This is a genomic window from Hydrogenophaga palleronii NBRC 102513 (assembly GCF_001571225.1).
Lineage (GTDB): Bacteria > Pseudomonadota > Gammaproteobacteria > Burkholderiales > Burkholderiaceae_C > Hydrogenophaga > Hydrogenophaga palleronii.
The window spans coordinates 81,985-94,645 of the sequence record NZ_BCTJ01000004.1; the positions used below are offsets into that span (position 1 = coordinate 81,985).

A 12,661-nucleotide genomic window follows, 5' to 3' on the forward strand; every position below is an offset into this window, starting at 1 on the left:
TCCCCCCCTCATTGGCTCGCCTACTTGATTCAGTTTACTGATGGCCGATGGATTTGTCGGGAAATGGCCTACTCGCGCACGAAAAAAACGCCGACGCCCCGAAGGAGCGCCGGCATAACCAGTCCATTAGGCAGCGACAAGCTGCCTGGCCAAGGCGACCTCGATCGAGTCGCCGTCCTGATTGAGCACGTCGAGCCCGGATTCCGGAACATCGCCTGAGGTGCTCTGGGACACCAGGATCTTCTTGGCCATCAGGGCCAGGCATGTCATCTGCGACGTGGCCGCGTACCCCAGGTAGATCACCCGCACGTGCAGCTTCTGGCCGATGCGCCACGAACGACGGGCGGCCTGCTGCAATGTGTAGATGTTCCACCCCGACTGCATAAACACAATCGTGGGGAACTCCAGCAGATCCAGCCCCGTCTTGACGAGCTCGGGGTTGGTGATGAGGACATCGATCCCCCGGTCGAGCTGCTCGGCGATCCAGTCTTCGCGGCGGCTCGCATCCACGCTTGCGCGCAACACGGCCACTTTGAAGCCTTCCTGCTCCAATAGCCCTTTCAAACGCGATGTGGTGTCGCGCGTACCGGTATAGACCGAGTAGGCCAGGGTTTTGCGACCCGCTGCCTTCTCCTCGCGGCAGATGTCGATCAGCTCACGCTCTTTCGGCATGATCTCCAGCTCGTTGAACTGAGCCGGTGTGAATGCCAGGATCTGGCGCGTGCGTGGGTGACGCACGGTTTCTGCACGGAAGCAGCAGTCGGACCAAGCCAACAGCACGTTGAGCACCACACCCAACAAGGTGGTATCCCGCTTGCGCAGGGCCTCCTTGAGTTCCGCGGTCAGGCGCGTGGCCAAGTCGCGGTAGGCGTGGGCCTGTTCGGCATCCATCGCGATTTCCCGGAACTCCTCGTCATACGGCGGCAGCATGCCCCCGATGTCGCGCAGCTTCAGGAAGATCGTGAAAGGCAGGACGCAGCGCAGGACACCTTTCGGGCCAAAGCCCGGTGCCTTCACCGTTCGGACTGTGATCTTCGAGCCCTTGGCAGTCTTGTGGGCCGGCCCGTCGCTCTCGGAGTAAATGTCCTTCAGGACGCCGTGGTCCCGCATGAACGCCATGGCGGCCGCGTTCATGCTGCCGTTGCTGCTGGGACGATAGCCGTCCTCGATCATGCGCTTGGGCAATGCCCTGAACAGCAGATGAAAGAGGTCGTCTGCGTAGCCCCCCATGAGGGTGCCGGTGAGCAGCAAGGTCTTGCGAACCTTGGCCGCGATGACGCCCATTGCCTGGCCTTGCGCGGAACCGCCCGTCTTGTACTCATGGGCCTCATCGGCGATGAGCAGGTCGAAGGTGCCCTGCGGGAGATAGCGCTTGACGTACTCAGAGGCTTGGTAGCCGCCTTCGCCAAAGCCGAACTCCATGCTGGACATCGCGCGTTCCATGCGCTGTGCCTGGCGATCGGAAAAGACCAGTTCACCCCGGTCGTCCATCAGGTTGATGAAGTTGTGGAGGTTGTCGCCGAGCATCGAGGCCAGGAAGCCATCTCCGAACGTCTTCATCAGCTTCTGCGCAGTGGCTTCGCCGATCGTCGGGATACGCTTCAAGGCCCGGAGCACGGCCGAGGACTGATCGCTGCCGGACAGGGTTCGCGGGCGAACCAGTGTCCACATAGCGGTGTCGCAGACGCCGCACCTGCGGCGGACTTCCTCCGCCTCCAGCTCCAGAGCATTGATCGGTTCGCCGTCCAGGTTGTTGACGACCGTCCCGCAGTGCGGGCAGGCCCCCATGACGCCGTACCGGGTGCGCTTGCGTGTGAATGAAGGCCTCCAATGGAAGCCCATGCGCATGCGCACCCTGCCGATGATGAAGAATTCCTGGCCAGATGCCGGCACACCCAACTGCTCGCGCAATTTGATGAGCTTGAGCAGCGTGTCAGGGCCGTTGAGCACCCAGACCTTCGCGCCTGCGACAGTCTCAAGAATCTCGCGCCGCCACTTGTAGACCAGGTGTGGCGGACTGAGGACGAGGGTGCGGCGATAGCCTTCGGCGTGGAGAACGGCCGCCAGCGCGATGCCGACGGTGGTTTTGCCCGTGCCCATTTCGCCATTGACGATCGCCGCCCGCTCGCCATGGTTGGCGAGCAGCTCGGCGGCGGCATGGACGACTTCGGCCTGGGCAGGGAACAGCTTGCGCTTGAGACCGGCCAGCACGAGCTGACGGTGGGCGTGCGGCGTACCGCTGTAGACGGGTGGATTGGCCCGGTTGAGCGAGTCCAGCAATTCGTCGCCGAACTCGGCGACGAAGTCTTGCAGGCTCAGGGAGAGCTCGCTGGATGCGGGATCGAAAAGGTCGCCGGTCGTGGGCGAGGTGTCTGCGGCGGGCGCCGCTTCGAGTTGCATGGTCATGGTGATGCTCCAAATAAAAGGGGCACGCACCGTCCCTGCGGGGCGATGAATGCCCCAGGGGGATGAAAGCGAAGTTGCGACTATGGCCGCCGTGGTTGGATCAGTACTCGCTGGGTAGCAGCAGCGTGGTGACGCTGCGATCCCACTCGGTGATGACCCAGATCTTCAGGTCGGTGGTGACCTGGTAGGAAGAGAACAGGCGATCTTCACCCGATTGCAGCGCGGCGTCGTTCTGTTGCCGGTCGCTGTCATCGAGATCGCCCCAGTCACCGCTGAGATGGCGGCGCAGGTACGGGGTGGGATTGAGCCGACCCTGACGGATCAGCGCATCCACGCCTGAGGTCACGACCATCTGGCCGGGGTTGAAACGCCGCGTGGGACTGGCGCTGAGGAAAACTGCTTCGGTTGCCATGGGGCCTCCTGGATAGGGAGAGCGGGGCCATGGCACCCCATCGGGGCGACATGGCCCCAGTGGGTTGATGAATGGTGCGGGTCTATCGAGTCAGTTCTCGGAAGCCAGCACGATGTGGGTGGCACTGCGATCCGCTTCGGTGAAGATGCGGATGCGCTGGCCGTTGGTTGCAACATAGAACGATTCGAGCTTGGCCTCGGATTGGATTCCCGCGATGTTCGCTTCCCATTGGTCAGCGGGGACATCGCCCCAATCGCCGCGGGCGTGACGCCGCAGAAACTGGAATGGTTCTTCGGTGCCGGCACGAATCAGGCGATCGACGCCTTGGCTGATGATCAGCGCCCCGATGGGGAACTGCAGTTGGTGGATGTAGGTGTCAATCCTGATCGACGCCATCGATAGTCCTCCTTGGTGATTTCATTGGGCCACAACAGCGCGAGCGATGTGAAGCGCGCCCGCCTTCGAGCGCGCTATAGCCTTGTGCTCAGTGGATGGTGATGACTTGCCCCAGTGAGGCCGAGTCGGGAGACAGGTCCCATGCGCGGATGACCGGCACGAACTTGTCCGTGAGGATGCGTGTCTCTGCGATGGAGCCATCGTCGCGCTCGCGGTGCTCGACGGCGGTGGCCTTTCGCTTGTAGGTGTCGCCCTTGACGGCCAGGATGCGGCCGCTTTTGGACTGCACGACACCCGAGACGGCGCCAGCCGCAAGGGCCAGTGCCAGGTGCCAGTGGGACAGAGCACGTGCCGGGGCACGCAGGGATTGCTGGGCAGCACCAAGGTGTGTCTCGAATGCGGGCCAAAGGCCCTGCAGCCGGTTCACTTCCTCGGCGAACTGCGCCGGCTCCATGCTGATCCGGTAGAAATGCTCCGGCTCGACCGAGGTCGTGGGAACCACATATGGCAGCGATGTCCACTCGGACGGAAGTTCATCCGCCTCGACTTCACCTTGCCCGATCTGTAGCAATTGGGCCCGGACTGCCTTGGTGTCGTCACCGACCAGCTCGCGCTGGCGGATCCGACGTCCGAATACGACCACCTGCTTGAACTGCGTATCCACCGCACGGTGGATGCTCAGATCGATGAAGTGTCGCGTCAGCCACCCGACCAGTTCGGCGTCGAGCACATAGGACGGCACGATGAAAACCAGGACTCCTTCGTACTGCAGCAGCTGCAGCGTCTTCTGGTAGAACAGCTTCTCCAGCCTTGCGCGGCCCTTGCCTTCGTAGCCGATGTTGCCATTGGCATCCTTGCTCAGGTCGCCGTAAGGCGGGTTGAGCCACAGCAGGCTGAACGACTGGCGCGAGACCAGCGTGTCCATGAGGTCACCGTGGATGCAGTGATCGACCAGAAGCCGTGCGTGATTGGCACGTTCCTGGTCGTACTCCACGGCGTACGCGCGGACCTGCGCATGCCCGAGGGCATGCGCGGCTTCCGCGATGGCCACACCTTCACCTGCGCAGGGATCGAGGATGCACATCGGCCCATCGCTGGGCGCCAGTGCGCAGAGCACTCGTTCGAGCGTGGATTCGTCGGTCGGGTAGTACCCGTTCTTGGCGAAATTGCGGGCGAGCCGCGGGAACATCAGTGCCATGGCAGTCTCCTGATTGGCGGGGGGATAAAGGTCGGATGCGCGCGCAGCGCGCACATCCGTGACGGGCGGATCAAGCCACCGCTTCCATTGGCAGCTCGGCGTGAGCCGGTACCGGGTAGGCGGTCAGGACGCCGCGGCGGATCAGTTCGCCCAGGGCATCGGTGAGAACCGGGACATCGAGCCCGATCCGGAAGCCCTGCAGCGGACCAAGGGCCACCGGCAGGGTTTGGAGCATGTCGCGCTCGCGCAGCAGTGCCAGTACCGGCGCTTGCCAGTGGTCCAGCAGCGGCAGTGGACATGTGTCTTTGACCAGGTGCCACAGGCGCAAGGTGGGATCGGCCGAGGCACGCGGCAGCAGCGCGAGCGCGCTGGCCGTGGCTTTGTCCGGACGGGTGCAGCGCCGGTCGAACAGCCATAGATTGACCATCGAGCCGAACAGCGTGCGGCGGTAGGAGCGTGTCAGGCGCTTTTCCAAGCGGTCGACCGATCCGACGAACACGGGGATGGAGCCCCCTTGATCGGTGATGAGGTGGAATTGCTCCAGCCCATCTTCGTCGTGGCCCAGCGTCAGCCGGGCCAGAAACTGCTGGATCGCGGTATCTCGCGCCCAGATTGAGAGAAAGATCAGATCGCCCTGATCGCTGCAAACGCATGCATCGGCCATGAGGTCGCTGCATTCATCGATGCGGTACAGGGGGTTGGGAGATGAAGGTTCAGGCATGGTGGTGTCCTAGATGAAATGAGGGGCAGCACCGCCCGCAGGGGCAGTGATGCCCCGGAAGGGATGAAGGAATGCGGACTACTCCGGCTCGAAGTCCCTGGCGTGCGGGTTGAAACGCAATACACGTCCTGGGGTACGCATCGGCGTGAAGTCCTGGTGGTACACGTTGATGAGATAGCGGTCGCGGTAGCCGATGGCTTGCCGCGCCTGTGCCTCGGTCAGGCCGGCCTGGATGAAGTCCTCAGCCAGTTCCTCGTCTGAGGAAACCTCGTTGTTGGAAAGCTGGTCTTCGACCTGGCCCAGCAGTTCGGGCGAGAGGGCTTGCAGCGAAGAGTCCATCGCGTCCTCCTTCAGGCCACGGCCAGTTGCGACGAAGCTGCCGGCCGGCGCCGCTGAGCGTGATAGGCCCGAACCTTCTCGCGCCAATCGGGCGAGATATCTTTGGCCATCTCGAGATAGCGCAGCGGGCAGGTGTAGTAGTACGGTGACACGGACTCGTCCATGCCCTTGTACCCCCACTGACCGCCACTGCGTTGGAGCAGGTCGCAGCGGATGTAGCACATGGACTCGCCGGGCGCGAGATCCTGGTGAACGCCTTCGGCCTTGGCCGTGATCTCGACAACGGACCACAGCACGTTGCCACGCAGCGTATGCGCGATGATGCGGACGCTGGCGCGCTCGCGGTCTTCGGGTTGGATGAGGTCCCGGATCAGTTCTGACCGGGTGCGTGATGAGAAAAGCCAGCCCATGATGAAGTTCTCCTGCAAGAAAATGCCGGAGTCCTCCCTGGCGGGACGGAGCCCCGGCGGGTGGATGAAGATGCCGCGGATGCGGCGAGGCAGATCAGGCGGCCTGTTGTTCGGGCCGGTTCCACTGCTGTGACTTGAAGTCGAGGGCGTAGCCCAGTTCGCCCAGCCGGGCGATCTGTGCACGCAGGGTGCGGCGGTCGATGGTCGAATCCAGTTTCATGGAGTCGCCCAGCGGCCACAGCAGGCCGAACAATGCGGCATCGTCACTGTCGGGGCCGCCGGAGGCAGCCACGGTCGCAGATGGCGCATCCACACCAAAGGGCGTGGTATCGATCAGCGGATCGGCCGAGGCCTGTACAGGATCGGCAGCAGGCTTGACCGCCGGCGTAGCCGATGGCTGAGCCACGTCCTCGTCCAGCGGATCGACCTCTTGCGTGGCGAAGCTGCGAGCCTCGTCCTTGCTCAGCCGGTCCAGGCCCGAGAGGGTCATGCCGTCCAGGTTGGCGCGGATCTCGAAACGCATTCCGCCGGCCGTGGGATAGGCCTTGGGATAGATGAAGCGGATGTGGAACTCCCCGTCGTACTTGCCTTCGGGGTACTGCTCCAGCTCTGCATCCTTGACCGCGAACTCACCGATGGCGGTGACCAGGCGGCCGACATTGAACCGGCCATTGCGGCCGTTGATGGTGCGCAGCGTGAGCTGCCCGGGGACGATGAGGGGTGCGCTGGACTTCGGGGCTGATTTGGCCGCCATGGTGTGCTCCTTCGATGATTGGGGGATCGCGAGATCCAAGGGAATAAGAAACGGACCGCGCCCGTGAGGGGCGTGGTCCGTGCGGCGCTAGGCCTTCAGTTGGCGCATGCCATCGGCCAGCATCCACAACGCCCGGTTCAGGCGCAGGTTCTGGTCGATGCCTTGCACTTCGCGGGTACGCTGCCGGCGTCCATTGGACGTGCGTGCCGTCAGGCCACCCTTGACCATGTTTTCCTGGATGCGGTTGAACACCGACCAGAGGTCCGGTCGTCGATCGTCGAAGCGCCGGGGCGCAAGCAGTTGAGTCTCCGTGACAGGCGCGGGCCTGGTCGGATCGTCGTACTTGAGCGCCAGTGCGGAGCGCGCGAGGATTTCCTCTTCCCCTGTTTCCAGGGTGATGACGCGCATGGCGTCTCGCGACGCCTGCACCTGCTCGAAGCCCTGGAGGACCTCGTAGGCGCCTTCGATCACCTCACCGGCCACGTCGCCCTTGTGGGGGACACGGATGTCAGCAGTGGTTTCACCGCAGACCAGGCCGTTGTGGCAGACGAAGCGGAACATGCCGGCCAGCATCTGATAGCTGCTGGTGCCGTCATGGCTATTGAGCAAGATGATCTCGTTGGCTTCCGAGCCATTGATCTGGCTCGCATGGCGCATGCGGATCATGTGCTTGGTGAACTCGCGCCGGTCCTCGTTGCGGACACGGGTCTGGCACACCATGAAGGGCTCGAAGCCCTCCTGACGCAGCTTGGTCAGCACGGTCGCGGTCGGTATGTAGGCATACCGCTCGGATCGGCTTCCGTGGGGAGCGTCAGCGAAGATGGAAGGGGCAACAGCACGGATCTGGTCGTCCGACAAGGGACGATCCGCGCGCAGCACCGGGGAACGATGGGCAAAGCGGGTTGCGAGAGACATGGCAATTCTCCTGGGATAAGACGTGCATCTGCCCGGGCCGGATGGCCTGGCCTGACGCTAGGGATAAAAAGCGCGAACGCGTGCACCTCCCCGAAGGGAGGGCACGGATCAGGTGGGAGAAACGGTCAGGCCCCGGAGTGGAGCCTGGCGTGGGTCAGAACGAAGCCGCCATTGCCGGTTCGTGCTCGACCGCTTCAGCTTCGGGCTCGCGCGCGGCGGGCTCGGTGGGCTGGGCGGCGTCGCCGCTTTCGGCAGTGCCCTTGGCCTTGGTCGCTTGCGCGTCCGGGGTTGCGGGTGCTTCGGCATTGGCTGCAGCAGCCGGATAGACCTGCTGGCCATCGACCTTGATCAGACCGATGTGGACCAGCGTGGACTCCAGGCTCACGCCCGGCTCGCCGGCTCGTTCGCCCTTGGTGCGCACGTACGGGTCAGCCCGCATGTCGTTCAGCCGGAAGGCGATCAGGACCTTGCGTTCAGCCTCGATGGCCTGAACGCAGCGACGCACCAGATGCTGGGCGTCGGTGGTAGCGACGATGGTGTCAAAGTAGCGATACTCCGGTTCACCGACCGGGCCGGTCAGCGCTCCGATGGAGCACGACAGGAACGGATCGCGATCCTTGGGAGTGACCTCCTTCGGACGGCTCAGGTAGCCGATGCCGCGGGTGATGAGCTCGTGCTGCTCGATCGTTGCCAGTTCGGCGCGATCGATCACCTCGGCTTTCAGCAGGCGCCCCTTGAGGCTCGCTGCCACTTCACCCTGACGTTCACCGCTGGGGCGGATGAACGCATCGCCCCACAGGTCGCCGAGCCGGAAACGGACCAGCGGACGCTGTTTGGGATCATCGATGCCGACGTAGGACTGAACCAGCTTCTTGGCTTCGGTGCCGGACACCTTGACGTCGAAGTAGCGGATGGACGGCTCCTTGGCGGAACCAACCAGGGCGGCGATCGTGCAAGCCAGGAACGGCTGTGCGCGGCGGCCTCCCTTGACGGGAACCTCACGGGCACGCTGCAGGTAGCCGATGCCGGAGGTGTGGAGGTCGAAATAGGATTTCTCGTTGGACGTGGTGCTCATGGTGAATCTCCATAGGAAATGAGCGGAGACACACCAACCCCACGTTGCGGGGAGAGGTGCGTAACCCCGCGATGGGTTGAGAAGGGCAAATGCATCCACCACCGGCGAGCCGGTGGCCGTTCGCGCATGGATGCGGTGCGAACTGGCGTGGTCACGCAGCGGATGCTGCGCCGCAACCTCGAAGACCGATGGTTGCCTGGCATGTCGCTGACAACGTCAGCAAGCATGGACGCAGGGTCACACCATGCGCGTCGGGCCGCCATGACCAATAGGAAATGCTCCACGCCCGCTTTGCGCAGGCCAAAAAGAAAGAGCCTTCGACTGGCGAAGGCTCTTTGGGATGCAGGGTCAGTGGTCTGGTGCGGTGGGTGTCACAGTTCCTTGATGGCGCGAGATAGCGGCGATTGCTCGATGTGCAGCCGCTCGGCGGCACGGGCGAAATGCAGTTCCTCGGCCACGGCCAAAAAGCAGCGCAGATGTCGGAGTTCCATAGTGCCTCCTCATTTCTGCTTCAAGGTTGCATAGCCAGCTATGCCCACTGTAGACATAACAAGGCAATAAGCCACCAATGGCCAAGCGGTAGCGCCGTCGAGAGCCAGGACTGACAAGGTACCCAAACCGCTGACGATCAGACTCTGAATGCTGTAATACATGGCGACCGCGGTTCCAGCCGCATCTCCGAAATCCCGAAGAGCACCATTTGCCGTGACTGAAACCACGAATACAATCCCAACGGCAATTATCCACATGGGCATAACGAAGCTGACGAAACTCGCCTTCGTTAAAATCGACAGCACTCCGAGGACAATGGCGCCCCCGGCCATGACTAAAATTCCCCGAACAAAAGAACCTGGGATACCCCATTTTTTTACGAATATGCCGATAAATCGCGTGGTAATAATCATCACCAATGCGACCGAGGCAAAAGCCAAGCTAAATGAAACTTGGCTCCAACCAGCCTCATCGATCAACACCCTGGGGGCAATGGAAAAGAAGACGAAAAAAGCGCCCATTGCTGCCCCAAAGCCAACGGTATAGACCCAAAAGGATTGGCTTCTGAGGATGGAAGAAATGGTCGGCCCCCGCCGCCACGTATTCTTAGGGCGAGTTTCATGCCATCGAGGCCACGCGTGAAAAAGCGCCAGAACAGCCATTACACCGAGCATGGCGAATATTGCCCGCCACCCTAAGGTGAGCGCGACGATTGCCCCAAGTATCGGCCCTAAAGCCGGTACGAAGGCCAGAATGGAACCAAACAGACCATAGATGGTGGTGCTTTCCGGTGTGTCGGCGAAGACATCGCGCACAGTGGCAAAAGTACCTACAAGCGCTGCCGAAGCCCCCAAGGCTTGAAAAACACGAAGAGCAAGAAATTCTCCCCCACTGCTTGCTATCGCCAGCAGGAACGATGCGATGGCAAAGATCCCGGCTCCCCCCAACACCACCGGGCGTCGGCCAATCCAATCCGAAATTGGCCCAAAAATGATCTGGCCCAATCCCAGGATCAGGATATAGGCACTCAGCGTTAATTGGATAAGAGACTGGGATGTGGTCAGGGCGACCGGCATCTGCGGAACAACCGGCAGATACACATCCATTGCCAGGGAGGCGAGGAGATCGAAAGGAACCATCAAAGCCAACGTTGATGGCAAAGAGTACGCCCAAGCTTGGGCAATTTTTTTAGACATGGCAAAGCATCCGCTCAGAATTGGAAATCTGGCGGCGATCTGCCTGCTCTGTAATATCGAGATCGAGGAGATCGCCGCAACAACTAGCTAATGAAGTTGTTGCGGCTTAGCGATCTGTGGACGGGCCTGCTCCCACGTATGTGTCCTTTAAATACCGTTGATTTGTAAAGTCTAACCAACTTCTCGCTCGAGCACTAGACAGACATAGAAGCAAGATGCTAAGGCTCACACGCCGCGCTGCCGCCCCATCTCCCAAGAAGCGCCACCGCTGCTAACCGTCGCGGCAAGTTGCTGCCCGAGTCTCTGTTCGGCCAGTTCCGCGTCGGGCTGGCGCTGCGTGGCGCGGAGCGTCACCACGTCCACCGTGGAAGCCACGCACACGGCCAGCAGCCGCACCAGTTCATCTTAGGAAGCCAGGCACCACGGTATCCAGCAGTTCGACGGCCTGCGCCTGGGGTTGCGCCGACTCCACGGCGGTCTTGGTGAGCTTGATTCTTGCCATGATGACTCCTCTGAAACCTCGGTTTCCAAGAGCCGCATGGGGGCCAAGCGGATGGAAACCGGGTCAAGTTTCGGAGAGCACCGGCATATGATGGACGCGCCTAAATTATTGATAAACCTGCTGTATCGTGCTTTGGCGTAGTCCAGCGAAGTACCGGGCTGGAGTCATCGTCAAACAAAAAAAAGCCCCTCATGGTGAGGGGCGTGAAGTGCGGGGGATAGCTGACGCGGTAGCGGGGCTCTAGGCCTGCTCCTCAATGATCGGAAGACCCTCCAGAACTGCTGCGTCTGCATCGAGAACCAGCATGCGCACGTCCGCCTGGCCTGCCAGGTGCAACAGGTCGATCAGTTCCTCTGGAACGCCCTTGGCGCGATGTTCTGCACGCAGCTTTTCAGTGGTGATGCCTTCGACGTATTGCAGATTCGTGTCCGTCCAGGGGGTGGCAATCAGCTTGATGCCGACGGCCGGGCTGTATGGGATACGAAATGCCACGAAGAGAAACGCCGTCGGTGTTGCGATGTCGGCGAGCTCGCAGAGGAATCGGCCTGCTTCGTCGGTGATGTGCGCAGTACTGATCTCCCAGCACCGGCTGTAGAAGCCGGTCTCGAATGTCAGCGTACGCACAACCTCCTCCGCAGATTCCCGGGTCTGGCTGTCGCCAACATGGATGAGCGATCCTTCGACATTCTTGCCGTAGATGCTGTGAAAAACCGCCAGGATGGTTCCGCTGCCACCGCAGGTGGCATCCAATTCTTCGGATATCACCTGGCTGTCAGTGACCAGCGCATACTCCTCATTGAATATGCAGGCATGCAGGGCGACCTGGTCATCAGGTAAGTGGCGCTGAGACGGGTGCAGCGGAACGAACGTTTGCGGATGGCGATCGTCATAACTGACCACCGCCACGCGTCGAATCTCGAAGCCGTAGTAGCCGCGAGCAAAGGGATTGATCTGCTGGATCATGGTGACATTCTCCGGTGAGGGTTGAAAAGGGGCCAACCCCCACCGGGGCATGGCCCCGAGGGAAGGAAATGCACCGCGGTCAGGCGGTGTTTGAGGTGGATATTCAGCGCCGAATGATTACGGCTCTACTGCAGCAGCGCGGATAGCCGGTGTTGCGTTTGAGCACGCGCCGATTCGTCCTGAATACCGGCAAGCAAGCGCCGAACTTCACGCGTGAAGTGGTTGGCGACAGCGTCCAGGTCCTGCTTGAGCAAAGCTTGGCGGACGGCATCACCGAATTGCAGGGCCTGGCTCGAAGCGCTGTACGCCTCGAACTCCTTGCTGAAGAACTGAGCGTCGCCTCCGAAGTTGAAGAGACGTGGTTTGCTGCAGTGCCAGCAGCCCTCGAAGCGGATTTCCTGAAGGCCGTGGCCATCATCGAATCGGGTCGCGATCAGGAACAGTGCATCAAGGTCCGCGGCAACCTCGAATTGACGGTGCTCTATGAGATGCGCCAGTGCTTCGTCCTGGTCGGCGCCGAAATGCAGGGACAGGCTCGCCAGCAGCGGTTCGACTGTCTGGGAATCGTCGGGTAGCGGCAGGCCAAGCGAGGTGGCCAGCTCCGAAAGCCCTTCGCAGAGGTCTTCCCAGCTCGGGCTGTTGTCCTCGGCAACGAGGGCGATGTAGGCTTGCCCGTCGCCGGGGTGCGACGCGTCGAGTTTGAAGCCGCCGAACAAGGCGGTTATCACAGGGGTGACCCGGTCGAGAACGAGAACGCCGGTGGCGTCGTAGTAGTTGTTTGCCATGACTGGCTCCTTGAGGTTGGAGCGGAGCCAGCCCTTGCGGACATGGCATCCGCGAGGAAGGGCCTGATGCATGCCGCATCGGGCCAAGAGGTGGCAG

13 protein-coding genes and 3 pseudogenes are annotated in these 12,661 nt (G+C 61.8%); all 16 read right to left on the reverse strand.

The features are described from left to right. Positions 1-126: 126 nt before the first annotated feature. Positions 127-2,406, reverse strand: a complete 2,280-nt coding sequence (locus tag HPA01S_RS04990; RefSeq protein ID WP_066267445.1) for a DEAD/DEAH box helicase family protein — start codon at positions 2,404-2,406, stop codon at positions 127-129. Positions 2,407-2,506: 100 nt separating this feature from the next. Next, positions 2,507-2,818, reverse strand: coding sequence for a hypothetical protein (locus tag HPA01S_RS04995; RefSeq protein WP_066267446.1), 312 nt, complete (start codon positions 2,816-2,818; stop codon positions 2,507-2,509). Between the two features lie 90 nt (positions 2,819-2,908). Beyond that, complete coding sequence (locus tag HPA01S_RS05000; protein WP_066267448.1) at positions 2,909-3,214, reverse strand: hypothetical protein; 306 nt, start codon at positions 3,212-3,214, stop codon at positions 2,909-2,911. An 88-nt stretch (positions 3,215-3,302) separates the two neighbouring features. After that, the gene (locus tag HPA01S_RS05005; RefSeq protein WP_281192911.1) at positions 3,303-4,466 is read right to left on the reverse strand and encodes a DUF6094 domain-containing protein; all 1,164 of its coding nucleotides are present in this window, start codon (positions 4,464-4,466) and stop codon (positions 3,303-3,305) included. Positions 4,467-4,482: 16 nt separating this feature from the next. Further along, positions 4,483-5,133 carry a hypothetical protein gene (locus HPA01S_RS05010; protein ID WP_066267452.1) on the reverse strand — a complete coding sequence of 217 codons (651 nt, stop codon included), beginning with the start codon at positions 5,131-5,133 and terminating at the stop codon, positions 4,483-4,485. Positions 5,134-5,211: 78 nt separating this feature from the next. Next, the gene (locus HPA01S_RS05015; RefSeq protein WP_066267454.1) at positions 5,212-5,472 is read right to left on the reverse strand and encodes a hypothetical protein; all 261 of its coding nucleotides are present in this window, start codon (positions 5,470-5,472) and stop codon (positions 5,212-5,214) included. A gap of 11 nt (positions 5,473-5,483) precedes the next feature. Then, positions 5,484-5,882 (reverse strand): hypothetical protein, encoded by a 399-nt coding sequence (locus HPA01S_RS05020; RefSeq protein WP_066267456.1) that lies wholly within the window; start codon positions 5,880-5,882, stop codon positions 5,484-5,486. 94 nt (positions 5,883-5,976) lie between these two features. Beyond that, complete coding sequence (locus tag HPA01S_RS05025) at positions 5,977-6,636, reverse strand: DUF3275 family protein (RefSeq protein ID WP_066267458.1); 660 nt, start codon at positions 6,634-6,636, stop codon at positions 5,977-5,979. An 87-nt stretch (positions 6,637-6,723) separates the two neighbouring features. Further along, the gene (locus tag HPA01S_RS05030; protein ID WP_023098625.1) at positions 6,724-7,551 is read right to left on the reverse strand and encodes a DUF932 domain-containing protein; all 828 of its coding nucleotides are present in this window, start codon (positions 7,549-7,551) and stop codon (positions 6,724-6,726) included. Positions 7,552-7,705: 154 nt separating this feature from the next. Then, a complete protein-coding gene (locus HPA01S_RS05035) occupies positions 7,706-8,626 on the reverse strand; it encodes a DUF3577 domain-containing protein (RefSeq protein ID WP_066267459.1) in 921 nt (306 codons plus the stop codon). 374 nt (positions 8,627-9,000) lie between these two features. Then, positions 9,001-9,117 (reverse strand): annotated as a pseudogene (locus HPA01S_RS22600) (LysR family transcriptional regulator); the annotation flags it as partial. Between the two features lie 9 nt (positions 9,118-9,126). Continuing rightward, positions 9,127-10,314: a CmlA/FloR family chloramphenicol efflux MFS transporter gene (gene cml, locus HPA01S_RS05040; RefSeq protein ID WP_066267461.1), complete on the reverse strand. Its 1,188-nt coding sequence runs from the start codon at positions 10,312-10,314 to the stop codon at positions 9,127-9,129. A gap of 225 nt (positions 10,315-10,539) precedes the next feature. Further along, a pseudogene (locus HPA01S_RS23900) lies at positions 10,540-10,719 on the reverse strand (hypothetical protein); the annotation flags it as partial. Between the two features lies 1 nt (position 10,720). Beyond that, positions 10,721-10,816 (reverse strand): annotated as a pseudogene (locus HPA01S_RS23905) (Arm DNA-binding domain-containing protein); the annotation flags it as partial. Positions 10,817-11,056: 240 nt separating this feature from the next. After that, on the reverse strand, positions 11,057-11,779 hold the full coding sequence (locus tag HPA01S_RS05045; RefSeq protein ID WP_066267463.1) for a DUF5983 family protein: 723 nt from the start codon (positions 11,777-11,779) through the stop codon (positions 11,057-11,059). 125 nt (positions 11,780-11,904) lie between these two features. Next, positions 11,905-12,564 (reverse strand): hypothetical protein, encoded by a 660-nt coding sequence (locus HPA01S_RS05050; RefSeq protein ID WP_066267465.1) that lies wholly within the window; start codon positions 12,562-12,564, stop codon positions 11,905-11,907. Positions 12,565-12,661 lie beyond the last annotated feature (97 nt).